Raw genomic sequence first — 22608 nt, forward strand, 5'->3', positions numbered from 1 at the left:
GAGCCTTCCTCGGGAGTGCTCTGCTTGACGCTCATGCTGCCTCCTCCACGCTCAGCTGCGACTCGACGATCTCGCGGTAGGTCTGACAGCTGTCCATTAGTTCTTCGTGGGTGCCGATGCCGGCGATGGTTCCATCGTCCAAGACGATGATCTGGTCGGCTTGCCGCACCGTCGAGATGCGCTGTGCCACGATGAGCACCGACGCATCGGCGGCCCAGCCCCCTAGGGCGGCTCGCAGCCGCGCATCCGTCGCGACGTCCAGGGCACTGAATGCGTCGTCGAAGACGTAGATCTCGGGGCGCTTCACCAAAGCGCGGGCGATTGAGAGCCGCTGGCGCTGGCCGCCGGAGACATTGGTGCCGCCCTGAGCGATCGCCGCGTCGACGGTGAGGTCCATTTCGGAGACGAAGTCGGCCGCCTGCGCGATCGTCAGTGCTTCCCAGAGCTGCTCATCGGTGGCGTCGGGTCGTCCGTAACGCATATTGGACGCGACGGTGCCGCTGAACAGGTAAGGCTTCTGCGGCACCAGACCGATCCGCGACCAGAGCAGATCGGGGTCGATCTCGCGCACGTCGACACCGTCGACCAGCACTCGTCCACCGGTGGCGTCGAAGAGCCGGGGGATCAGATTGACCAGGGTCGTCTTGCCGGCACCGGTCGAACCAACCACGGCTGTGGTCTGGCCGGGCCGCAACTCGAAAGAGATGCCGCTCAGCACTGGTGCTTCCGCGCCCGGATAGCTGAACTCGACGTTCTCGAAGCGGACGGTGCCGGTCTGGGACAGTGCGGTGACCGGGTTGGCCGGTGGAACAACGGTTGTGTCGGTGTTGAGGACCTCCATGATGCGCTCGGCGCAGACGACGGCGCGCGGCGCCATCATGCCCATCATGGTGGCCATCAGCACGCTCATCAGGATCTGCATGAGGTAGGTGAGATAGGCAGTCAGCTGGCCGATCTCCATCTCACCGGAATCCACTCGATGACCGCCGAACCACATCACCGAGACGCTGCCCATGTTCATGACCAGCATGACGAAGGGGAAGAGCACGGCGAATAGTCCGCCGATGGCATAGCCGAGCTGCATCAACGAGTCATTGGCCGCACGGAAACGCTCGCGCTCAAGAGGCTCGCGATTGAATGCCCGGATCACGCGGATACCGGTGATCTGCTCGCGGACGACCTGGTTGAGGCTGTCGATCTTGCGCTGGTTGGCCTGGAAGAGCGGGGTCATCCTGGCCACGATGATGCCCACGACCGTGCCGAGCAGGATGACGGCGACCACGATGAGCCAGCTCAGACCGACATCTTCGCGAAGCGCCATGACGACCCCGCCGATCATCGTCATGGGTGCGGTGATCATGATGGCGCAGGTCATCAAGATCAGCATCTGCACCTGCTGGACGTCATTGGTGGACCGGGTGATCAGCGACGGCGCACCGAACTGGTTCATCTCGCGGACGCTGAACGACAGCGTCTTGTCGAAGACCCCGGCGCGCACATCGCGTCCGAATGACATGGCGATCCGTGCCGCGAAATAGACCGCGGCGATCTGGCAAAGACCCTGGACCAGCGCAACCGAGAGCATGATCGCGCCGTGGTTGAGGATGAAGCCGGTGTCTCCGGTGGCGACGCCGTCATCGATGATGCTGGCGTTGAGGCTCGGCAGCAGCAGGGACGCCACAGCCGAGATCAGCTGCAATATCAGCACGGCGATGAGTTCGCGGCGATAGGGCCGGATATACCGGCCGATGAGCTTGAAAAGCATGTCAGTCCTTAGAGAGATTGCGGCGATGGGTGACCTGCTGCGCCTGAGTGGGCCCATCGGGATGACCGCTGTAGATGCCGTAGGTGAGAGTGTCGGCCAGCAATGCTGGGTCAGACAGGAACCGGTCGTCGAAGACGAAGTGGAGGGCGCTGAAGGCGGTGCTCTGAATCAGGAAGGCCGCCTGTTCGACAGGCAGCCGAAGCCGGGATGCCCACGGCTGAAGCGATGCGATGATGGCTTCGCGCACCTTGCTGTTGCGCTCCTGGAAGCCGTTCTTGCCACGCCGGTGATGCTCCGCGTGGGGCATGCCGCCGTGGCCATCCGGCCGCGCGCTGCTTTTCTGATGTGGTGGTGGCGGGACCACCGGGTCGCAGCCGCCGAGCCGGGCAGCGGTGAACGCGGCGTGGGTCGCGTCCACATCTTCGGTCAGGATGGCGATCAGGGCCGCCAGATGGATCGTGAAGTCGGGCTGGTCCGGCAGCGCCGCGATCCGGCGGCACAACGATCCGGTGTCGAGTACGTCTGCGACGACCGCGTTGATGATCTCCTGTTTGGACGCGAAGACACGGAAGATGGTGCCTTCGGCGATGCCTGCGGCTTCCGCGACCTCCTTGATGGTGAACTGGCCGCCACCGGAGACCAGCAAGGGTCTGGTGGCTTCGATGATGGCCTGGCGACGCTCGTCCGGCGACATGGCTTGCGCTCTACCCACGGCGGATAACTGTAGCTGAGTGAGCGCTCACTCACAAATGACCCGGTGGTCGTAGCAGCTATCGATAGCCATGGCCACCGGTGAGGTCACGGTCGTGGCGGCCCAGTGGTCACAGCAGCTATCGATCGTCGCAGAGGCTGCCGGCATTTCGGTGGCCGCTGCAACTGTTGGCAGCTGTTCCTGGGGGCCGGATCGTTCGTGCCAGACTTGTGCCCACCGACCGGACCCAAACTGGAGCCAACGAAGACCGAGGGAGTCTGACATGAAACTGTTCTCGTCCGCCTACAATACGTGGCCCGCCGACGACCAGACCCGCCGCGAGTTCGTGCGCGAGCTGGCGCTGCGCGATTGGCTGGGTGGACTGGAACTGGGTTACGCGGACAAGTTGGCGTGGCCCGACGGCGCGCCGGCCGATCTGCCCGCTATCGTCAGCGGCGTTCCCGGTACCACCGGTCACAACGCCAAGGACCCCGATTTCGGTCTGGCGTCGCCCGATGAGCCCGGACGCCAGCGCGCTCTGGAATGGGCGCGTGGTGAGGCCGCGGCGGTGGCCAAGCTGGTCGTCGACGGACACCAGATCAAGGCCGTGCAACTGCATTCGGCTCCCACCGGCAAAGCGGACGCGAGCACGTTCGCCGAGTCGTTGATCGAACTCGCCGGGCTCGACTGGGGCGGCGTCCAGCTCTGGGTGGAGCACTGTGACGCCCACGTCGAAGGCCAGGCTCCGCAGAAGGGCTACCTCAGCCTTGATGACGAGATTGCCGTACTGGAGCAGGTCTCGGCCGCTGCGCCGCAGATCGGCTGGGGCCTGGTGATCAACTGGGCGCGCAGCGCCATCGAAGGCCGCAGCGCCGACACCCCATTGGAGCAGATCAAGACGGCAGCGGTTTCCGGCTGGCTGCGTCACGTCGGCTTCTCCAGCTGCACCGACGTCCCCAGTGCCTGGGGCGATGCCTGGGCCGATCAGCATGTGCCGCTGGCCGGTACCGCGGTGGCCCCCGACAGCTCGTTGCTTGGCGCGGCCGAGGTAGCCGCCGCGATCCAGGCGGCTGGGGACGTCAGCTTTGGACTCAAGATCGCGCTGCGTCCGGCAGATCTGCCGGCGGATGCGAAGCTGGCCGGCCTGGACGAGAACGCTGCGCTGATCATCGCCAGGGGTCTGGAGGGTCCTATCGCCTGATCTGGCTCATGATGTTCACCGCAGCCACCAGAGCCGACCGGGGCCAGGTCGTCCCGGCTAGAATGCCCGGGTGACTGACCAGCCAGCCGAAACCAGCACAGCCGCGGATCTCGCCGAGATCTCCGAACAACAGCAGGTGCGCCGCGAGAAGCGCGCGCGCCTGATCGGCACCGAACGCGAGCCGTACCCCGTCGACATGAGCCGCACCCATACGCTGGCCCAGGTGCGCGCCGGCTGGCCCGATCTGCAGGCCGGCCAGGAGACCCAGGAGATCGTCGAGATCGGCGGACGCGTGGTCTTCCTGCGCAACACGGGAAAGCTGTGCTTCGCCACCCTGCAAGACGGTTTCAACCAGGCCTCCAGCGGTGAGCGGTTGCAGGTGATGATCTCGCTGGCCGAGGTCGGCGAGCAGGCGCTGGCCGCGTGGAAGGGCGACGTCGACCTGGGCGACTTCGTCTGGGTGCGCGGACGCGTGATCTCCTCGCGTCGCGGTGAACTGTCGGTGATGGCCACGCAATGGAAGATCGCCAGCAAGGCGCTTCGCCCGCTACCTGCATTGCACAAGGAGCTATCCGAGGAATCGCGGGTGCGGCAGCGCTACGCCGACCTGATCGCGCGTCCGGAGGCCCGCGACATCGTGCGGCTGCGTTCGGCGATCACCCGCAGCCTGCGCGAGACCCTCGATTCCGCCGGCTTCCTTGAGATCGAGACCCCCACCTTGCAATTGGTGCACGGCGGCGCGGCGGCTCGTCCGTTCACAACTCACCTCAACGCCTTCGACATCGACATGACGCTGCGCATCGCGCTCGAGCTCTACCTCAAGCGGGCGATGGTCGGCGGCGCGGATTCGGTCTACGAGATCGGACGCATCTTCCGCAACGAGGGCATCGACTCGACCCACTCGGCCGAATTCACCATGCTGGAGGCCTACCAGTCGTGGGGCGACGACAAGACAATCGCCGAACTCACCAAGACGATGATCATGAACGCCGCCGATATCGCGGGCATTCACCAGATCGAGCGTGCCGACGGCAAGGTGATCGACCTGGACGCCGAGTGGCAGTGGCTGCCGATCTACGACTCGGTCAGCGAAGCGGTCGGCGAGCAAGTGGACGTCGAGACCCCGGTTTCGCGGCTGCACACGTTCTTCGACGCTCGCGAGATCGAATGTGATCCGGCCTGGGGCAACGGAAAACTCGTCATGGAGCTCTACGAGCACCTGGTCGAACCCGACCTGATCAACCCGACGTTCGTCTGCGATTTCCCCGAAGTCGCGCAGCCGCTGGCCCGCAGGCATCGCAGCAAGCCGGGCCTGATCGAGGCGTGGGACCTGATCATCGGCGGCGTGGAGCGGGCAACCGGCTTCAACGAGTTGATCGACCCGATCGTCCAGCGCGAGATCCTCACCTCGCAGTCGCTGGCAGCAGCCGCCGGCGACCCCGAGGCGATGCAGCTGGACGAGGACTTCCTCGCCGCGCTGGAGCAGGGTGCCCCCCCGATGGGCGGCATGGGCATGGGAATCGATCGTCTGATCATGCTCTTCACCGATGCGGGCATCCGGGAGACTATTCTGTTTCCGCTGCTTCGTCCGCAAGGCTGAGACCGGGCCTCGATCCGCCCGGGCCCCCTGCGTTACAGGCGTGCGAAGACCCCGCTCGGGTCGTCCGCGGGGGTTGGGCGTCCTGCTAGCCTCTAAGGGAATCCCACGACTCTGACCTGTCTCGGAGGGCCTCTTGATACAGCTGCTCTGCGTCTACGCAGTGGCAGCCATGCTTGCCCCCGCGTCGTTCTCCGCCTTCGGACGCAAAGCCTTCGGGATGCTGGCGCTGGTGCCTGCGAGCACGCTGATCTGGGCGCTCGCGCAGACCAGCGCGGTCTTCGAGGGAGCGTTCCCGACCCAGTCCGTCGGCTGGGTGCCAGAACTCGGCCTCGAACTGGCCTTCCGGTTCGACGTGCTGAGCTGGCTGATGACCCTGATCGTCAGCGGCGTCGGGATGCTCATCCTGATCTACTGCTGGGGCTACTTCGGCCGCAACGCGGGCCACCTGGGACGCTTCGGCGGCGTCTTCGTCGCCTTCGCGGGCGCGATGTTCGGGCTTGTCACCTCCGATAACACGCTGATCGTCTACCTCTTCTGGGAGCTCACGACCGTCTTCAGTTTCCTGCTCATCGGCCACTACCACGACCGGCAGCCCTCCCGGGTGGCGGCGATGCAGGCCATCACCGTCACCGCCTTCGGCGGGCTGGCGATGCTCGCCGGGCTGATCATGCTCGGCGTGGTCCCCGGCGGCTCGTTCTCGCTCTCCGATCTCGTCCGGGCGGCCGCCGATGGGAGTCTGGGGCAGGGCGCCCCGACGGCGCTGGTGCCGACCGCGGTGGTGCTGATTCTGCTCGGCGCTCTCACCAAGTCGGCCCAGATACCCTTCCACTTCTGGCTACCCGCAGCGATGGCCGCCCCCACGCCGGTCAGCGGCTACCTGCACGCGGCAGCGATGGTCAAGGCCGGCATCTACCTGGTCGCACGGCTCGCGCCCGGCTTTGCCGCCATCGGGGTCTGGCGTCCGATCATCGTGGTCGTGGGGCTGGCGACCATGATCATCGGAGGCTATCGCGCGCTGCGCCAGCACGACCTCAAACTGCTGCTCGCCTTCGGTACCGTCTCGCAGCTCGGCCTGATCATGGTGCTCGTCGGCTATGGCGAGCGCGCCGTCGCGCTGGCGGGGCTCGCGATGCTCTGCGCGCACGCGATGTTCAAGGCGTCGCTCTTCCTCGTCGTCGGCGCGATCGATCATGAGTTCGGCACTCGCGATCTGCGTGAGCTGTCCGGCGTCGGACGAGCGATGCCCGCCTTCACCACCGCTGCGACGCTGGCGGCGGCATCCATGGCAGGCCTGCCACCGCTGCTCGGATATGTAGCGAAGGAGGCGGCCCTCGAGGCATTCGTCCACGAGTCACAGTGGCTGGTCTTCGCGGTCATCGTCATCGGTTCGATTTTCACAGTCGGTTACACCCTGAGGTTCTGGTGGGGCGCCTTCGCCACCAAGCCCGGCGTCGATCCTGCCTCCCCGCATCGCCTGGATCCCCGGCTCGGCCTGCCCGTCGGGATCCTCGCCCTGGCCGGCCTGATCGCCGGTGCGATGCCCGGCCCGATGGACCGGATGCTCGCCCCCTTCGCGCAGACCGTACCCGGTCATGACGGGCATCTCACCTTGTGGGGCGGTTTCGGTTTACCGTTCGCGGCGACCGTCCTGGTGATCGGCGGCGGCATCGTGCTCTTCGTCCTCCGTGCTCGGGTCGCCAGGCTGCAAGCGCAGGTCAGCGTCCCGGCCGCCGACAAGATTTACCGGAAGATCACCTCCGGGCTCAACAACGGCTCCGCCGATATCACGGCGTTGATCCAGACCGGCTCGCTGCCCAACTACCTCACGGTCATCCTGCTGACGATGGTGGGTGCCGGCGCGCTGCTGGTGATCGTCGGGGACGTGCCCGCAATGGTCGCGCCCAGGTTGTGGGACACCCCGGTGCAGGGCGGCATCGTCGTGCTGGCTTGCGTGGCGGCGATACTGGTCGTCCGCTCGCGTCGCCGGATGAAAGCCGTGATGCTGACCGCGTTCATCGGCTATGCGACAGCGCTGCTCTTCGCCCTGCAGGGTGCTCCCGATCTGGCGCTCACCCAGGCGCTGGTCGAGACCGTCACCTTGGTGGTGATGGTGCTCGTGTTGCGCCGCCTGCCACCCTATTTCTCCAACCGGCCGTTCGGCTCCGACCACGCCAGGCGGATCATCACCGGAGTGATCGTCGGCGCTGCCGTCGCGTTGCTCGGCTGGATCGCGGTCTCGGCGCGCGTCGATCCGCCGGTCACGGTGCATTACCCCGAAGAGGTCTATACCTTCGGCTACGGACGCAATATCGTCAACGTGACCCTGGTTGACACTCGTGCCTGGGACACCATGGGCGAGATATCGGTGCTGCTCGCGGCGGCGACCGGTGTGGCGTCCTTGATCTTCATCCGCGAGCGTGCCCGTCCGGCAGAACTGCGCGAGGTCTTGAAGTCAGCGGTCAGATCGCCGCAGGTGTGGGGACGCAGCACCTCGCGCGCCGCCGAAGCAGAGCTGATGGTGTCGAGGTTCACTCAACCGCCGGATCCGCATCAGCCGGCGTCGGTGCACCGTGGCCGCACCTGGCTGTCCGGCGCGGCCACGCTCGCTCCGGTCCGCCGCTCGTTGATCTTCGAGATCGGCGCCCGGCTGGTCTTCCATCCGCTGGTGCTCTTCTCGCTTTACCTGCTCTTCGCCGGCCACAACAATCCCGGTGGTGGTTTCGCCGGAGGTGTGCTGGCCGGCATCGCGCTGGTCATCCGCTACCTGGCCGGCGGACGTTATGAACTTGCCCTCGCGATGCGGGTGCGGCCAGGTGCGATGCTGGGCATCGGCATGGCACTGGCCACCACCGCAGCGCTGGTACCGGTGCTCTTCGGCGGCACCATCCTGCAGACCACCGTCTTTGACTTCACCATGCCGATCTTCAATGAGGTGCATCTGGCCACGGCGCTCTTCTTCGATGTCGGCGTCTACCTGATCGTCGTCGGCCTGGTGCTGGACATCTTGAGCTCGCTCGGCAGCGAGATCGACCGGCAGGCCGAGGCGGAGGGCAGCCTGGCGCCGGAGATCGGGCACGACGATGCCGACCGCGAGGTCAACGAAGAGATCGAGGTCGGCGAAGACCTGCGCGCCGCAGCGGAGAAGGCCGCCGCCGGTAAATCGGCGGGTGGCTCCCTGACCACTGACCGTGGCGTAACCCCGGAAGGCGAGGTGCCGCGGTGATCGATATGGCTCCCTCGCTGGCCCTGCTCATCCTGGTCGGCGTGCTCGTCGGCGCCGGAGTGGTGCTCGTCCTCGAACGCTCGCTGAGCCGTATCGTGATCGGCGTCAGCCTGATCACCTACGGCGTGAACGTCTTGCTGCTGATGGCCGGCGGCCGGGCAGGCGCGCCGCCCATCATCGGGCAGTCCGAGGTCTGGGAGATGGCCGACCCGTTGCCCCAGGCGATGGTGCTGACCGCGATCGTCATCGGACTCGCGCTGACCGCGTTCATGCTGGCGATGGCATACCGCAGCTGGCAGCTCAACGGCAATGACGAGGTGCAGGACGACCGGGAGGACCGCCGGATCGCGCTGGGCGCAGCCCGCGACACCGTGGCCGAGCGGGTCACCGACGATTCGGGTGCCAGCCTGGACGAGCAGGCCGCCAGCGTCTTCGACGAGACCGAGGATCTGCCCGCGGTCAAGGCTCCGAGCAGCGCGCGGTCGAGGAAGATCACGAAGCGCCCCGGCGCGCGACCCGACGGGGGCGCATCCTCATGAACCCTGCCGACTGGTCCTGGGTGCTCGGTATCCCCGTGCTGGTCCCGTTCGTCGCGGCCGCGCTGACCCTGCTGCTGGCACGCCATCACACCGCGCAGCGGATCGTTTCGCTGATCGCGTTGCTGATCGTCCAGATGGACGCAGTCTTCATCGGCTATCTGTCGGTCAGCGGGCCGATCACCCTCGACGTCGGCGGTTGGTCGGCTCCGGTGGGGGTCACCCTGGTGGCCGATCGGTTGAGCGCGTTGATGCTGGTGGTCTCGGTCTTCGTGACGCTCTGCGTGCTGGTCTACTCGTTCACCCAGGACCCGGCGGAGGGCAGCCGGCTGCCGGTGGCGGTCTTTCAGCCGACCTTCCTGATCTTGTCGGCGGGTGTCTCGAATGCCTTCCTGACCGGAGACCTGTTCAACCTCTATGTCGGCTTCGAGATCCTGCTGGTGGCCAGCTTCGTGCTGATCACGCTGGGTGGCAGCCGCGAACGGATCCGCTCCGGAACCGTCTACGTCGTGGTCTCGGTGGTCAGCTCGGCGATCTTCCTGATCGCGCTGGCGATGGTCTACGCGGCGGTCGGCACGGTCAACATGGCCCAGATCGCGCTTCGAATGAACTCCATCGACCCGGCCACCGCGCAGCTCATCGAGGTCATGCTGCTGGTCGCCTTCGGTGTGAAGGCCGCTGTCTTCCCGCTCTCGGCCTGGCTGCCGGACTCCTATCCGACGGCTCCGGCGCCGGTCACCGCGGTCTTCGCCGGCCTGCTGACCAAGGTCGGGGTGTACGCCATCATCCGTACTCAGAGCACGATCTTCGCGGATCCCGGGCTCAACAAGGCGCTGATGATCGTCGCGCTGGCCACCATGGTGATCGGCATCCTCGGCGCTGTCGCCCAGGACGACATCAAACGGCTGCTTTCGTTCACGCTGGTCTCGCACATCGGATTCATGCTCTGGGGCGTGGGCATCGGCACCATCGACGGGCTTGCGGCCGCGGTCTTCTACACCGCGCATCACATCATCGTCCAGACTGCGCTCTTCTTGGTCTCCGGGCTGATGGAACGCGTCGGCGGTAGCACGTCGCTGACCAAGCTGGGCTCGCTGCTGAAGATCTGGCCGTTCCTGGCGATCGTCTACCTGATTCCCGCGCTGAACCTCGCCGGCGTGCCGCCGATGTCCGGCTTCCTCGGCAAGGTCGGCATGATCGAGGCTTCCGCGCGGGTGGGCAGCCCACTCGATTGGACGCTGATAGCCGGTGGCCTGGTCACCTCCTTGCTCACCCTCTACGCTCTGCTGCGCGCCTGGAACATGGCCTTCTGGCAGCCCAGCACCGAGCCGGTCAGCGAGCGCCCTGCAGTGCCCTGGACGATGACCTTCGCGACCGTGCTGCTGGTCGCTGCTTCGGTGTTGCTGGCGGTGCTGGCCGGACCGATCTACCGTTACGGGTACGGTGCGGCCACCGAACTGCGCGAGCAGGAGCCGTATATCAGCGCCGTGCTGCCCGAGGCCGAGCGGGGCACCGGGCAGTCGGACGACCAGAACGGCCACGACTCCGAGTCCGGGGCGACCCCGACGCTGCCGACACCATCGTCGCCCGGCGCTCCTGGCGGAATCGGCTCCGCGAACGAGGGTGAACGATGACCACCCAGGAAGGACTCGCCGTGCGACTCATCGCCACCTGGCGCAAACGGGTGTCGCCGGTCAGCGTCGCGCTGCTGACGCTGATGTGGGTGCTGCTCTGGGGCGATCTGAGCTGGGGGAATGTGACGGCCGGGCTGGTGCTGGCGATCATGATCCTGCTGCTTGCTCCGGTGCCACGCGGCCCGCGGCGCCGGTTGACCGTGCGTCCGATCGCTCTGCTGAGGCTGGTGGTGGTATTCACCAAGGACATCGTCGTGGCGGCCGCCCAGATCTCCTGGGTGATCATCACCGGCCGCAAACCCCGCGAGGCGATCATCCGCGTCCAAACCCGTGCGCATTCGGATGGCTTCCTGGCCGCGACCGCGGGATTCACCGCATTGGTGCCGGGCTCCATCGTCATCGACGCGCACCGGATGACGGGCACCCTCTACATTCACGTCTTCGACGTCGAAGACCCCGAGGCATTGGACGAGGCGCACGACCGGGTCCTGGACCAGGAAGAACGGATCCTGCGGGCGCTGGCCACTGACGAGGAACTGATGATCGCCGGCTATCGTCCGGGCGGCTCGATGAAGGCCGGACGTCTCAGCGAAGCCGAGTTCGCGCAGTTCCGGGAGTCCAGGGACGCTGCGGACAGCGCTGTCGGGGGCCTCGGTCAGGGCGAGGTGAAGCCATGACGCTCATCTTGTGGATCTGCTTCGCAGCGCTGGTGATCAGCATGGGGATGGTACTGATCCGGCTTGAACGCGGCCCGAGCAACCTCGACCGGGCGGTCGCTCTCGACGTGATCACTGCGTCATCGGTCGGCATCGTGGTGGTCATCATGGCGATGACCGGGCGCGTCGATCTGCTGCCGTTGCTGGTGGTACTCACCTCGGTCGGCTTCATCGGGTCGACCACGATCGCCCGCTTCTCGCGGGCCGAGTCGATCGGTGAGCGGCGTCTGCTGTCGGCCGAAGAGGTCGCGCGGTCGTCCGAGCCCGAGTTGGCCGATGACGACGAACCGGTGCATCCGGACGCGGACGAGCAGCACGACGCCGACGACACGGATGCCTCGATGGTCGGTGGGCTCGACGTGCAGGAGGAGGTGCGATGACCGTCTGGTTGCAGGTTATCGGGGTGACGTTGATCGCCGCCGGGGTGTTGCTGACGTTCATCACGGCGCTCGGGATGCTGCGGCTCGGGTCGCTGTTCTCGCGGATGCACGCGTCCACCAAACCGCAGGTGCTCGGCCTTGGCCTGATGTGCGCCGGCCTGGCACTGGTGATACAGAAGCCGCATCTGGCGGCCACCTTGGTGCTCGTGGTGATGATGCAGTTCTTCGTGGCGCCCATCTCGGCGCACATGCTGGGCCGCGCCACCTACCGGCTGGGGCAGACCGGCGACGACGCGATCGTCGTGGACGAGTACGCCGAAGACATCGAGCGGGCCCGCAAGGGGCTGGCTGATGGTGACCCTTCCCGGATCGTGTAGTTCCAGAGCCCATCTTGGGCCCCGCGTCTACACAATGCGCGGGTGAGGGGTAGAGGGGGAGGCTACTTCCACAAAGTGGCGATGCCGAACGATGTGGCGATCAGGCCGATGCCGATCAGGTAGTTCCAGTTCTGAAGATCCTGCATCCCGGGCACCCGGTTGCCGGCGATGTAGAAGACGAGCAACCACAACACACCGAGTAGGCCGACCGGGATGAACACCCACGGCACCCAGTCTCGCGTTCCGGCAGTCATCCGGGTCTTCTTCGTCTTCTTCTGGGAGCGCTGCTTCTCGGTCTCGACCTTCGTCTTGGCCACCTTCTTCTCGGCAGCCTGTTTGCGGACCTTCGATTCGGGCACTGCGTTTGCTCCTCAGCCGGCGTGCTTCGCACGTAATTCATGGTCGAGTGGCGAAATCGCCACCGTTCAAGTATGACCGGTGATGGCCGTTCGCCCCAATCGAGCCTTCCCGGCGCCGGTAGGCTGGGCGCATGGCGGCAGCCGAGAAGGGTCCCGCGCGGACAGCGGAAGATACCCCTGCGCGCGCCGCCCCGGACGGGCCCGCCGATGCTGCCGCCGATGTCGATGCGGCTGTCAGGCCATCGCCGATTACCAGGGCGCGCGGCGGGCTGCTGAAGCTGACCGTCGGTCTGCTCGCCGGAGTGATGATCGGGGCGAGCGCGATGACAGCTCAAGGCAGCGATCTGCGGCCCGACCGAACCAGCGATCTCGCCGAGCTCGTGGCTCAGGCCGAACGGCGAAACGCCGAACTCACTGCCAGGGCGGCAGAACTACGAGCGCAGAACGACGAATTGGCTGCCGCTCAGGGAGCGCCGGTGCCAAGCGCGGACCCCGACCAGCAGGAGGTGAATCAGATCATCGGACTCGCTGCGGTCAAAGGCCCTGCAGTGCGGGTGACCCTCACCGATGCTCCGGTCGATTTCACACCGCCCGGCGTCGACGGCGATCTGCTCGTCGTCCACGAACAAGACATCCAGCGAGTCGTGAACGCGCTCTTCGCGGGAGGTGCGGAGGCGATGACCATCCAGAACCAGCGCGTGACCGCATTGACCGCGGTCAAATGCGTGGGCAACACGGTGGTGCTGCACGGGGTGCCCTACGCGCCGCCCTATGTGATCACGGCGATCGGCGACCCCGACGAGCTCGAGTCGGGTCTGGCCGCCGACAAGGCGGTACAGATCTACCGGCAGTACGCGCAGGCCTATCAGCTCGGCTATCAGCAGCAGCGCATCGACGAGGTCACGATGCCGGCAGCTGCGGCTCCAGTGCTGCATCAGGCCCAGGCGCAACGCTGACGATCGGGTTGTGAACTCGGGCAACCCGGGGGACCCGGTGGGCTTGGGCGCGCGCCGGACGTGCCGGGGCGATGGGGGACAATGGTGCACATGGCACGCATTCTCGTCATCGACAACTACGACTCGTTTGTTTATAACGTGGTCAACTATCTGGCCCACATCGGTGCCGAGGTCGAGGTCTGGCGCAATGACGATCCGCGGTTCGCATCACAAGACTGGGCGTCCGGCTACGACGGCATTCTGCTGTCGCCGGGCCCGGGCACTCCCGAGGAGGCCGGCGTCTGCATCGACGTGGTGCGCGACCAGGGCGGCAAGCTACCGATCTTCGGGATCTGTCTGGGCCTGCAGGCGATCGGAGTGGCCGAAGGCGCCGTGGTCGGCCGGGCACCAGAACTCCTGCACGGCAAGACCTCATCGGTTCACCACGATGGACGCGGAGTCTTCGCGGGCCTGCCGAATCCGCTGACCGCGACACGCTATCACTCGCTGGCGATCGATCCGCAGACCCTGCCATCGTCGCTGGAGGTGAGCGCTCGGACCGACACCGGGGTGATCATGGCGGTGCGGCACCGCGAGCTTGCGATCGAGGCCGTGCAGTTCCACCCGGAATCGGTGCTGACCCAAGGCGGATACCAGATGCTCGCGAACTGGCTCGCCCGCTGCGGCGATCTGGACGCCCCGGCTCGGGCTGCGGGCCTGACACCCCTGATGGCCGCCGGTCTAGGGTCCCGTTAGCCGTCGGTCGACGAACTGGACGGCGACTTCGACGACGAACTAGTGCTGGGGGACGCCGCCGCAGCACCCAAGGTGACGGTGATCTCAACCGATCGCTCGCGCGCCGTGTTCGCCGGGACGGATTGCGCGGTCACCACCCAGTTGTCGTGCTCATCGGCGTGGGTGAAGGTGACATTGGTGAAGCCGAGCTTCTCGAGTTGCGCTTCGGCGTCCGCCTGCGACAGGCCGGTGAGGTTGGGCATCACGGACTCGCCCGACGCCAGCCAGAGCACGATCCGGGTAGTCGAATCGACCGCCGTGCCGGTCGCCGGCTCCGAGTAGACGACCTGGCCACGCACATAGCTGACCTTCTCGTCCGAGTCGCCGGGCTCCAGGTAGTCACTGGACACATTCGTGTAGCCGTACTGTTCCAACAGCGCGCGGGCCTCGGCGTCCTGCATGCCGATGATCGCATCGGGCAGTGGCGAGCGTCCGCTGGCGACATAGAGCGTGATCTTCTGGTCGGTCGGCACCGAGCCGCCCTCGTCCGGCGAGATCCCCACCACCTGGTTCTTCTTCGCACCGACCGTGTCAAGGTTGGACGGTGCAGGCAGCGGCTCCACGTTGGTGAATCCTGCCTGTTTGAGGAGGGCGATCGCTTCGTCTTGAGACTTACCCACGATGCCTGCCGGGATCGATGAGACCGGAGGACCGTCGTTGATGGTGATGGTCACCGTGCTGCTCACCAGGACGGTCTGGCCGCCGACCGGATCCTGTCTGATCACCGTGCCCTTGCCTTCGGCCGGCCCGGATTCTCGTTCGATCTTCGGGGTGAGTTGCACGGCTTCCAATTGGTCGACGGCGACATCCTCCATGACACCGATCACCGATGGAACCTGAACGTTGTTGTCGTTCGCGTTGCTCAGCCTCCAGGCAAAGACGCCGAGCACGCCCAGCAGCAGCACCAGGAGCCCGATCAGCACACCGGTGGCCGGCGAGATCCGCCGCTTGGGTCTCTCGCTCTCGGAACCCTCCGGCGCGACCAGCTCTGACTCGGAGGTATTGATGGCCGCCTCGTCCGAAGGATCGAACTGTGGGTCCAGTTCAGCCGGCAGGGCCCGGGTCGGCATCGCGCCCCGGGTCTCGCTGACCGCGATGGCGGGGATCTGCGCGGTCACCGGTTGGCCGTTGAGCAGCCGCCAGCAGTCGTCGCGCATCTCTTTGGCGCTCTGGTAACGGTCATCGGTTCGTTTAGCGAGCGCCTTCATGGTGATGGCGTCCATCTCGGGGGTGATGTCGGGGTCGAGCTGGCTCGGCGGGATTGGCATCTCGCGGACATGCTGATAGGCCACGCTCACCGGGGAATCGCCGAGGAAGGGCGGGCGTCCGGTCAGCAGTTCGTAGAGCAGACAGCCGGCCGAGTAGATATCGGAACGCGCGTCCACCTGCTCGCCGCGGGCCTGCTCGGGCGACAGGTACTGTGCGGTGCCGATCACGGCCGCGGTCTGGGTCATGGTGGCCGAGGTATCCGAGACCGCGCGGGCGATACCGAAGTCCATCACCTTGATCTGGCCGCTGTTGGTCAGCATCACATTTGCGGGCTTGATGTCACGGTGCACGATGGAGTGCTTGTGAGAATAGCCAAGCGCATCGAGCACGCCGATCTCGTACTCGAAGGCGCGCTGCGGCTCGATCGGGCGTCCCTGCCGCAGCAAGTCGCGCAGCGTGTGGCCTTCGACGAGCTCCATCACGATGTAGGGGACCGAGATCCCGGTCGCAGGGTCGGTCTTCTCGCCGGTGTCATAGACGCTGACGATGTTGGGGTGATTCAGGCCGGCAGCGGCCTGGGCCTCCCGTTGAAAGCGCATCTGGAAGGTGCTGTCGGTGGCGAGGTCGACTCGCAGCCGCTTGATCGCGACCGGACGATCGAGTCGCAGATCGCGGGCTCGCCAGACCTCGGCCATGCCACCGCGTCCGATGATCGTGTCGAGCTCATAGCGACCTCCGAGGACCATTGGCTCATCGCTCATCGGTCAGTCCTTTCCGGCTTCGCCCGGATGTATTCAAGGCTGGCACGATCCTCATGACGCGGCGTCCATCATCGCGCGTGCGATCGGGGTCGCCGTCGTGCTGGCCTCGTTGGCGAGGTAGACCGCGACCGCCACATGCTTCTCGGCGATGTAGCCGGCGAACCACGAGTGGTCGCCGCCGCCGACGCTTGTCTCGGCCGTACCGGTCTTCCCGCCCACGGTCATGCCGCTGATCTGCGCGCCGGTGCCGGTGCCGGATTCGACGACATGGGTCATCATCTCGGCCAGAGTCGCCGCATTCGCCTGCGTCATGGCCTGGTTGAGCACCGTCGGGTCGTGGCTGTTCACCACCGACTCGTTCGATCCGCGGATCTCTTGGACGATGTAGGGCTCCATCACCGTGCCGCCATTGGCGATCGCGCCGGCGACCATCGCCATCTGCAGCGGGGTGGTGGCCACGTCGAACTGCCCGATGGACGCCATCGCCAGCTCCGCGTCGCTCATACCGGTCGGGAAGACGCTGGCCGCCGAGCTGAAGCCATCGCCCAGCGACGATCCGAATCCGAAGGCCTCCGCCTGGGCTGCGATGGTGTCTTGGCCCAATGCCATCCCCACGTTCGCGAACGAGGTGTTGCACGACAGGGTCAGGGCCTGGTCGAGGGTCTTGGTGGTGTTGCCACAGGCTGCGAGGTTGGTCAGCTCGTGGGTCGACTGGGGCAGCGGCAACGCCGATGGGGTGTCGATCACCGAGTCGGGGGTATAACCGTTCGCCAGTGCGGCCGCAGCGACCACCAGTTTGAAGGTCGACCCGGGTGCGTTGATCTCCTGGGTGGCGCGGTCGTTCATCACCGTCGAGCCATCGGCGGTGAATCCCTCCCAGGCGGTCTGAGTGGCCGGAAAGTCGAGACCGGCAAGCTGGGATACGTCGAAGCTGGGAGTCGACACCCACGCCAGGATCGCGCCGGTCTCGTAGTCGATGGCGATGGCCCCGCCCTCCTGGCCGCCCAGCGCATCCCAGGCCGCCTGCTGTACCTTCGGTTGAATCGTGGTCAGCAGCTGCCCACCCACCGGGCTACGGCCGGCCAAGGTATCCACCACTCGCTGAGTGAACTGCGAATCGGCGGTGCCGGTCAACTCCGCGTTGAACTGCTGTTCCAGTCCCGAGCGTCCATAGATGTAGGAGTAATAGCCGGTGACCGGGGCGTAGAGCGGCCCGTCCAGGTACTCGCGTTGATACGCGTAGGGAGTCGATCCGGTCTCCACGCTCTGCACGATCGGCGTATTCGCGGCCAGGATCGGCCCGCGCGGCCCGCCGAACTCTTCGTCGCGCACCCGGGTGTTGCGCGGATCGTTGACCAGATCGTCGGTGCGTATCCAGTAGCCGGCGGTCGCGTTCACCAGCAGTGCGAGAAACATCACACCGACGAAGATCGCGACTCCACGAATCGACTTGTTCATCAGGCAGCGCCCTCGTTCAGGTTGATCAGGGATGTCTCGTCATCGGCGAGGTCGACGACCACGGCCGGTGCGGTCGGCACCTGCGGTCTGCGGGCTTGGTGACTGATCAGTAGCAGGATCGCCACTATCAACCAGTTGGCCACCAGCGAGCTACCGCCCTGGCTCATGAATGGTGTGGTCAATCCGGTCAGCGGCAGCAGCCGGGTGACGCCGCCGATGATGGCGAAGACCTGCAGCGCGAAGACGAAACTGAATCCGGACGCCAGCAGCTTGCCGAAGATGTCGGTCGAGGTCAACGCGGCCCGCAGACCACGGGCCACCATCAGCAGGTAGATCAGGATGACTGCGACCAGTGCGACCAGACCGAGTTCTTCGTAGATCGCCGCAGAGATGAAGTCGGAGCTGGCCACCGGGGTCAGGCCGGGACGGCCCTGCCCCCAGCCTCGTCCGAACAGACCTCCCCAGGCCATGCCGAACTGGGCCGTGATGACCTGGTAGTTGGCTTCGTAGTTGCTGAACGGATCCAGCCAGCTCGACACGCGGGTCGCCACGTGCGGTGCGAGCTGCCCGATCACGTAGGCGGCGACTGCGAATGCGCTTACTCCGATGACCACCCAGCGGATCTGGCTGGTGGCCACATAGAGCATCATGACGAACAGTCCGAAGAAGAGCAGCGAGGTGCCGAGATCGTTCTGGAAGATCAACACGACGACGGCGGCGGCCCACATCACACCCACCGGAATGAGGTCGCGCATCCGGGGCATTTGGAATCCGAACACTCGGCGTCCGGCCAGCTGCAGCAGGTCGCGGTTTTCTGTCAGATAGGACGCGAACGCCAGCGTCAGCACGATCTTGGCGATCTCGGCCGGCTGGAAAGAGTAACCGGCGACCTGGATCCAGATCTGCGAGCCGTTGGCGGCGTTGTTCGGCGAAGCCAGGAACGGCAGCAGCGGCAACAGCAGGAGGATCATGCCGACGATGAACAGGATGTAGCTGAAGCCCCGCAGCACGCGGTAATCGCGCAGCCAGATCAGCACGGCAGCGAACAGCAGCACGCCGATCACCGTCCAGATCAGTTGCATGGTCGCCGCATTGGGAGAGGGATCGAAGCTCAGATCAAGCCGGTGGATCATGGCCAGTCCGAGCCCATTGAGAGCCAGCACGCAGGGCAGGATGACCGGGTCGGCGTAGGGCAGCTTGAACCGTACGGCCAGGTGAGCGCCGATGCAGATCGCCAGCCAGATCACCGAGACGGCTATCCAGTTGGCGGGCAGCGCACCCTCTCGGTTGAGATGAGTGATCAGGTAGCCCCCGATACCGAAGGCCGCGGCGAGCAGGCAGAGTGCCAGCTCCGCGTTGCGGCGCTGACGGTAGACGACCACCGGCTGGCTGTTGGGCGTAGACATCATCCACATGCCTCGAGATCGGGACGGCTGGTCGAAGCCGACGAGCCGGGCGTGCCGGAACCGACCGCAGAAGCCGTGCCGTCCGGTGTCACGGGTGCGGAGCCGGAGTCGGTGGGCGATTGGGTCTCAGCGGGGGAATCTGTGGCAGGACTGTCGGCGCCGGGGGTCTGTGGTGTGGAGGATTCGGCAGGGACGCTGGCGGCCCGCTCGGCCTTGCAGCGCTCGGCCATCTCGCCGAGCATCTCGACCTGGGTCTGGGCGGCGTGTTCGGAGGCGTAGCGCAACTCCTTGTTGCGTACCTTCGAGGCATAGTAGGGCGGCAGATCCGCCACCACGATCTCACTGCTCTGGGTCAGCGTCGACAGCGGATGGCCGAGGATCTGTTCGGGGATGCCCTGATAGATCGCGACATGCTCATCGTCCGGGCCGATGAAGTGTTGAGACTCGATGTAGGCGCGACCGCCGAAGACGCCGGCCACCAGCACCGCCAGGATGACCAGGATGGTCACCACCCAGCCGATCCATCGGCGCCGCCGGCTGGCGATATGCGGGGTGTAACGGATCGCTTCGAAACGGTCGGGATCGATGACGCCGTCGGGCAGTGCCTCGTCGCTGATCGCCTTTCCGTCTGATGCCGGGACACGTTCGCGCGGCAGCCGGGTGGTGTTCTCGATGAACTCGGAGAGCTGGATCGGTTCGGAGAAGTCGATCTCGGGGATCTTCAGCGTCTCTGCGGCGCCGAGCACCTGCGGTGGCACCGCCTGCAAAGCGTCGTCGTGCTCGACGACATCGGCAACGATCAGGGTGATGTTGTCGAGACCGCCGCCTTGGTGGGCGGCCTGGGTCAGCGAGCGGACGATCGATTCGAGAGGCTTGTCAGCCGACAGCAGCTTGCGGATGATCTCGTCGTTGTCGACCATCCCGCACAGGCCGTCCGAGCAGAAGAGCAGCCGGTCGCCGAGCTTGGCGTCCACCAGCGTGAAATCCGGGGTGTGTACCGGCTGGCCGTTGAGCACCTTGAGCAGCAGCGAGCGATGCGGGTGCTTGGCCGCCTCTTCAGGGGTGATCTTGCCTTCGTCGATCAACGACTGCACCCAGGAATGGTCGTGGGTGAGCCGGGTCAGTTCGCCATCGCGTAGCAGATAGCCGCGAGAATCGCCGATGTGGCAGATGCCGTAGTGCTCACCGTCGAACATCGCCCCGCAGACGGTTGTGCCCATGCCTTCGAATGAGCGATCCCATTCGACGAGGTCGGAGAGCGCGTCGTTGGCTTTGGCCAGAGCGCCGCTGAGCGCCTCCAGCATCTGGCCGGACGCGAGCGGCTCGCCTCCGGACGCGTCCGCGGCAAGGTTCTGCTCGTCGACCCGCTGCAATTCGCGGATGGCCACCGAACTGGCGAGATCACCGGCGGCAGCACCTCCCATGCCGTCCGCAACGACGATCAGGTGCGGCGAGACGTACGCCGAGTCCTGGTTGTTGTTGCGCACCAACCCGATCTCGGAGTGTGCGCGGATCTGCAGCGAGAACGCCATCTCAGCCGTCCAGTTGCATCTGGGAGCGGCCGACGCGCACGATGTCGCCCCGCTCGATTCGCGTGGGTTGGCTGATGCGCTGGCCGTTCACATAGGTGCCATTGGTCGACAGCAGGTCTTCGACCACGAAGCCCTGGTCGTCACGCCAGATTTTCGCATGCCTGCTGGACGCGTAGTCGTCGTTGATGTCGAGGTCGCAGGTCGATGCCCTGCCCAGGATGATCTCCTGGCCGATCCCGGGTAACGCGGCGTTGGTGCCCGCGCCCCTGCCGGTCGTAATGGCCACTTTGGTGGGGACTGCGGGCGGCGACTCGGCATGGGCCCGACGGCCGCGCGATCCGGTGGAGAGTGAATTCTTCGTCAGCGAAGAGGCCTGCTCGTCGGCGGCCACCAGTTCCTCCGCGGTGACTCGGCGTCCGAAGAGATCGACACGGATCACGTTCGTGACGAAAAGGATGAAGACCCACATCAGGACGAGGAACCCGACCTTCAGGGCTGCTACGAGAACGGTACTCAAAGGTCAGGACCCCACTGGTGAATGGACGAGCATCCGCGTCGAACCGATCTCGATGCGAGATCCGTCGGCGAGGGCCACATTGGTAACCCGTTGACCGTTGACGATCACGCCATTGGTCGATCCGAGGTCCTCGATGCTCACGAGAATCTCGCCGTTAGCGACGGGCTGGACGATGATGCGAGCATGCTGGCGGGAGATGCCGGGATCATTGATGCGCAGATCGGCTTCGCTCCCGCGCCCGATGGTGAAACCGGGGGGCAGCAGTGGATGACGTACGCCATTGACCTCGAGCACCAGCGGAGCCCGTTTGATGGCGGTGGTGGAGGCGGCGCCGCCGGTTTCGGCGACAGTCGCGACAGCCTCGGAACTGACGCGAAATCGTCCGACCGTCAAGGATTCGTCGCATTCGTAGTCGATGCGGATCGGACCATTGAAGACGTAGTGCCGTTCGCCTGCGTGGCGGCGCAATTCCGGGACGATGTCGTCGTTGATGGCCCTGGCCATCGGTGCGAGTTCGTCGTAGTCGTGCGTAGAAAGGTGGACGGTGAAGTTGTTCGGGACGAGTCGCTTGTCGCGGTTCAGGAGCTTGGCCTGCGCGTCCAACTCCTTGGTCAGTCGGGTGGCGATCTCAATGGGCTCGACTTCGCCGCGGAAGGCTCGCGCGAAAACGGTGTTGACCGCGCTCTCAAGCTTGCGCTCTACGCCATGCAACCAGCCCATCTGGCCTCCCTTCAGCCGCATCTGCCATCGGTGCCCGATAGCGCTGCCATCTCGGCGAGTTCCGCTCGGGTAGCGCCCGACCGAAACAAGCTCATCAGCGATACTAGGTCATTGCGCTATGTGCGCGTCGCAGTGCACCGGCGAATGGGCTCCTGGAGATGTTACTGCACGGGTGGCGACAAGGGGATTCGGCTCGGATCACAGAGCCCGGGCCCGGCTGAGAAGCAGTGCTCAGTTCTCGTCGGCGTCAGCCTCGGATGCCTGCGCGTAGGCGCTGCGTACCTCGTCCATGTCGAGGCCGCGGACCTGCTCGACCAGGCTGTCGAGGGCTGAGGCGGGGAGCGCACCGGCCTGTGAGAAGACCGGGATGCCGCCGCGGAAGATCATCAGCGTGGGGATCGAAGTGATGCCTGCCGCGCCTGCCAGTTGCTGCTGGTCTTCGGTGTCGACCTTGCCGAACGTGATCTCGGGGTAGGTCTCGCTGGCTTGCTCGAAGATGGGCGCGAAGTTGCGGCAAGGGTGGCACCACTCGGCCCAGAAGTCGAGGAAGACGATGTCGTTGTCGGTCAGGGTCTCGTCAAGGTTGTCAGTCGTAATCGTGACGGTGGCCATTTACTTCTCCTGATGGTATTGGATGCTTCGAATGGTGCGATCGGCGCGGGGTGCTCCGACCAGCGACCGATGTGTTGACAACCCGCGTGGCGGACCGGTTATTCCCGGCGCCGAATGCTCCCGGCGCGGGTTCGCCGATGGGTGAAATCCGTGCCCTGCTCCGCAGCGGCTGCCGGTTTGG

Annotated in this window: 20 protein-coding genes; 10 read left to right on the forward strand and 10 right to left on the reverse strand. The window is 65.7% G+C overall.

What is annotated here, in order from left to right:
- Window positions 1–31: 31 nt before the first annotated feature.
- Window positions 32–1765, reverse strand: coding sequence for an ABC transporter ATP-binding protein (locus AAFP05_RS04465; RefSeq protein WP_341728650.1), 1734 nt, complete (start codon window positions 1763–1765; stop codon window positions 32–34).
- Between the two features lies 1 nt (window position 1766).
- Window positions 1767–2477 carry a TetR/AcrR family transcriptional regulator gene (locus AAFP05_RS04470; RefSeq protein WP_341728651.1) on the reverse strand — a complete coding sequence of 237 codons (711 nt, stop codon included), beginning with the start codon at window positions 2475–2477 and terminating at the stop codon, window positions 1767–1769.
- A 262-nt stretch (window positions 2478–2739) separates the two neighbouring features.
- Here AAFP05_RS04470 and AAFP05_RS04475 point away from each other — a divergent pair, with 262 nt between their 5' ends.
- The 8 genes from AAFP05_RS04475 to mnhG all read left to right on the forward strand — a co-directional run bounded on the left by AAFP05_RS04475 (window position 2740) and on the right by mnhG (window position 12123).
- Window positions 2740–3657 carry a DUF4862 family protein gene (locus AAFP05_RS04475; protein WP_341728652.1) on the forward strand — a complete coding sequence of 306 codons (918 nt, stop codon included), beginning with the start codon at window positions 2740–2742 and terminating at the stop codon, window positions 3655–3657.
- Between the two features lie 118 nt (window positions 3658–3775).
- Window positions 3776–5257, forward strand: coding sequence for a lysine--tRNA ligase (lysS, locus tag AAFP05_RS04480; protein ID WP_341728668.1), 1482 nt, complete (start codon window positions 3776–3778; stop codon window positions 5255–5257).
- Window positions 5258–5390: 133 nt separating this feature from the next.
- Window positions 5391–8480, forward strand: coding sequence for a Na+/H+ antiporter subunit A (locus AAFP05_RS04485; RefSeq protein WP_341728653.1), 3090 nt, complete (start codon window positions 5391–5393; stop codon window positions 8478–8480).
- A gap of 5 nt (window positions 8481–8485) precedes the next feature.
- A complete protein-coding gene (locus AAFP05_RS04490) occupies window positions 8486–9019 on the forward strand; it encodes a Na(+)/H(+) antiporter subunit C (RefSeq protein WP_341728669.1) in 534 nt (177 codons plus the stop codon).
- Window positions 9016–10650 carry a Na+/H+ antiporter subunit D gene (locus AAFP05_RS04495; protein ID WP_341728654.1) on the forward strand — a complete coding sequence of 545 codons (1635 nt, stop codon included), beginning with the start codon at window positions 9016–9018 and terminating at the stop codon, window positions 10648–10650. Before AAFP05_RS04490 ends, AAFP05_RS04495 begins: the two co-directional genes overlap by 4 nt.
- On the forward strand, window positions 10647–11327 hold the full coding sequence (locus AAFP05_RS04500) for a Na+/H+ antiporter subunit E (protein ID WP_341728655.1): 681 nt from the start codon (window positions 10647–10649) through the stop codon (window positions 11325–11327). The genes AAFP05_RS04495 and AAFP05_RS04500 overlap by 4 nt, the downstream gene beginning before the upstream one ends.
- Window positions 11324–11746 (forward strand): monovalent cation/H+ antiporter complex subunit F, encoded by a 423-nt coding sequence (locus tag AAFP05_RS04505; RefSeq protein WP_341728656.1) that lies wholly within the window; start codon window positions 11324–11326, stop codon window positions 11744–11746. The genes AAFP05_RS04500 and AAFP05_RS04505 overlap by 4 nt, the downstream gene beginning before the upstream one ends.
- Window positions 11743–12123, forward strand: a complete 381-nt coding sequence (mnhG, locus tag AAFP05_RS04510; RefSeq protein ID WP_341728657.1) for a monovalent cation/H(+) antiporter subunit G — start codon at window positions 11743–11745, stop codon at window positions 12121–12123. The genes AAFP05_RS04505 and mnhG overlap by 4 nt, the downstream gene beginning before the upstream one ends.
- Before the next feature lie 62 nt (window positions 12124–12185).
- Here the strand turns inward: mnhG and AAFP05_RS04515 are convergent, their stop codons facing one another.
- Window positions 12186–12482: a cell division protein CrgA gene (locus tag AAFP05_RS04515; RefSeq protein WP_341728658.1), complete on the reverse strand. Its 297-nt coding sequence runs from the start codon at window positions 12480–12482 to the stop codon at window positions 12186–12188.
- Between the two features lie 131 nt (window positions 12483–12613).
- Here AAFP05_RS04515 and AAFP05_RS04520 point away from each other — a divergent pair, with 131 nt between their 5' ends.
- Together AAFP05_RS04520 and AAFP05_RS04525 are read left to right on the forward strand one after the other, a co-directional pair.
- Window positions 12614–13438: a DUF881 domain-containing protein gene (locus AAFP05_RS04520; protein WP_341728659.1), complete on the forward strand. Its 825-nt coding sequence runs from the start codon at window positions 12614–12616 to the stop codon at window positions 13436–13438.
- 90 nt (window positions 13439–13528) lie between these two features.
- Window positions 13529–14173: an aminodeoxychorismate/anthranilate synthase component II gene (locus tag AAFP05_RS04525; protein ID WP_341728660.1), complete on the forward strand. Its 645-nt coding sequence runs from the start codon at window positions 13529–13531 to the stop codon at window positions 14171–14173.
- On the opposite strand, the gene pknB is transcribed toward AAFP05_RS04525, so the two are convergent.
- From pknB to trxA, 7 genes are all read right to left on the reverse strand, one after another.
- Entirely contained in the window at window positions 14170–16182 is a 2013-nt protein-coding gene (gene pknB, locus AAFP05_RS04530; RefSeq protein WP_341728661.1) for a Stk1 family PASTA domain-containing Ser/Thr kinase, read from the reverse strand. The two genes, AAFP05_RS04525 and pknB, sit on opposite strands and share 4 nt — an antisense overlap.
- A gap of 51 nt (window positions 16183–16233) precedes the next feature.
- Complete coding sequence (locus AAFP05_RS04535; RefSeq protein ID WP_341728662.1) at window positions 16234–17640, reverse strand: penicillin-binding transpeptidase domain-containing protein; 1407 nt, start codon at window positions 17638–17640, stop codon at window positions 16234–16236.
- The gene (locus AAFP05_RS04540; RefSeq protein ID WP_341728663.1) at window positions 17640–19046 is read right to left on the reverse strand and encodes an FtsW/RodA/SpoVE family cell cycle protein; all 1407 of its coding nucleotides are present in this window, start codon (window positions 19044–19046) and stop codon (window positions 17640–17642) included. The genes AAFP05_RS04535 and AAFP05_RS04540 overlap by 1 nt, the downstream gene beginning before the upstream one ends.
- Window positions 19046–20578, reverse strand: a complete 1533-nt coding sequence (locus AAFP05_RS04545; RefSeq protein WP_341728664.1) for a protein phosphatase 2C domain-containing protein — start codon at window positions 20576–20578, stop codon at window positions 19046–19048. Before AAFP05_RS04545 ends, AAFP05_RS04540 begins: the two co-directional genes overlap by 1 nt.
- Before the next feature lies 1 nt (window position 20579).
- The gene (locus AAFP05_RS04550; protein WP_341728665.1) at window positions 20580–21095 is read right to left on the reverse strand and encodes an FHA domain-containing protein; all 516 of its coding nucleotides are present in this window, start codon (window positions 21093–21095) and stop codon (window positions 20580–20582) included.
- 3 nt (window positions 21096–21098) lie between these two features.
- Window positions 21099–21815 carry a DUF3662 and FHA domain-containing protein gene (locus tag AAFP05_RS04555; RefSeq protein ID WP_341728670.1) on the reverse strand — a complete coding sequence of 239 codons (717 nt, stop codon included), beginning with the start codon at window positions 21813–21815 and terminating at the stop codon, window positions 21099–21101.
- Between the two features lie 231 nt (window positions 21816–22046).
- A complete protein-coding gene (gene trxA / locus AAFP05_RS04560; protein ID WP_341728666.1) occupies window positions 22047–22427 on the reverse strand; it encodes a thioredoxin in 381 nt (126 codons plus the stop codon).
- Window positions 22428–22608 lie beyond the last annotated feature (181 nt).

Source organism: Brooklawnia sp., assembly GCF_032229645.1.
In the GTDB taxonomy this organism is placed as follows: Bacteria; Actinomycetota; Actinomycetes; order Propionibacteriales; family Propionibacteriaceae; genus Brooklawnia.

What these genes read in the sequence shown, in the direction of transcription:
- AAFP05_RS04525 (WP_341728660.1), top strand. Translation starts at nt 13,529, where the DNA reads ATGGCACGCATTCTCGTCATCGACAACTACGACTCGTTTGTTTATAAC.
- AAFP05_RS04505 (WP_341728656.1), top strand. Translation starts at nt 11,324, where the DNA reads ATGACGCTCATCTTGTGGATCTGCTTCGCAGCGCTGGTGATCAGCATG.
- AAFP05_RS04495 (WP_341728654.1), top strand. Translation starts at nt 9,016, where the DNA reads ATGAACCCTGCCGACTGGTCCTGGGTGCTCGGTATCCCCGTGCTGGTC.
- AAFP05_RS04490 (WP_341728669.1), top strand. Translation starts at nt 8,486, where the DNA reads ATGGCTCCCTCGCTGGCCCTGCTCATCCTGGTCGGCGTGCTCGTCGGC.
- AAFP05_RS04545 (WP_341728664.1), bottom strand. Translation starts at nt 20,578, where the DNA reads ATGGCGTTCTCGCTGCAGATCCGCGCACACTCCGAGATCGGGTTGGTG.
- AAFP05_RS04535 (WP_341728662.1), bottom strand. Translation starts at nt 17,640, where the DNA reads ATGAACAAGTCGATTCGTGGAGTCGCGATCTTCGTCGGTGTGATGTTT.
- AAFP05_RS04520 (WP_341728659.1), top strand. Translation starts at nt 12,614, where the DNA reads ATGGCGGCAGCCGAGAAGGGTCCCGCGCGGACAGCGGAAGATACCCCT.
- AAFP05_RS04555 (WP_341728670.1), bottom strand. Translation starts at nt 21,815, where the DNA reads ATGGGCTGGTTGCATGGCGTAGAGCGCAAGCTTGAGAGCGCGGTCAAC.
- trxA (WP_341728666.1), bottom strand. Translation starts at nt 22,427, where the DNA reads ATGGCCACCGTCACGATTACGACTGACAACCTTGACGAGACCCTGACC.
- AAFP05_RS04465 (WP_341728650.1), bottom strand. Translation starts at nt 1,765, where the DNA reads ATGCTTTTCAAGCTCATCGGCCGGTATATCCGGCCCTATCGCCGCGAA.
- pknB (WP_341728661.1), bottom strand. Translation starts at nt 16,182, where the DNA reads ATGAGCGATGAGCCAATGGTCCTCGGAGGTCGCTATGAGCTCGACACG.
- AAFP05_RS04475 (WP_341728652.1), top strand. Translation starts at nt 2,740, where the DNA reads ATGAAACTGTTCTCGTCCGCCTACAATACGTGGCCCGCCGACGACCAG.
- AAFP05_RS04540 (WP_341728663.1), bottom strand. Translation starts at nt 19,046, where the DNA reads ATGTCTACGCCCAACAGCCAGCCGGTGGTCGTCTACCGTCAGCGCCGC.
- AAFP05_RS04500 (WP_341728655.1), top strand. Translation starts at nt 10,647, where the DNA reads ATGACCACCCAGGAAGGACTCGCCGTGCGACTCATCGCCACCTGGCGC.
- mnhG (WP_341728657.1), top strand. Translation starts at nt 11,743, where the DNA reads ATGACCGTCTGGTTGCAGGTTATCGGGGTGACGTTGATCGCCGCCGGG.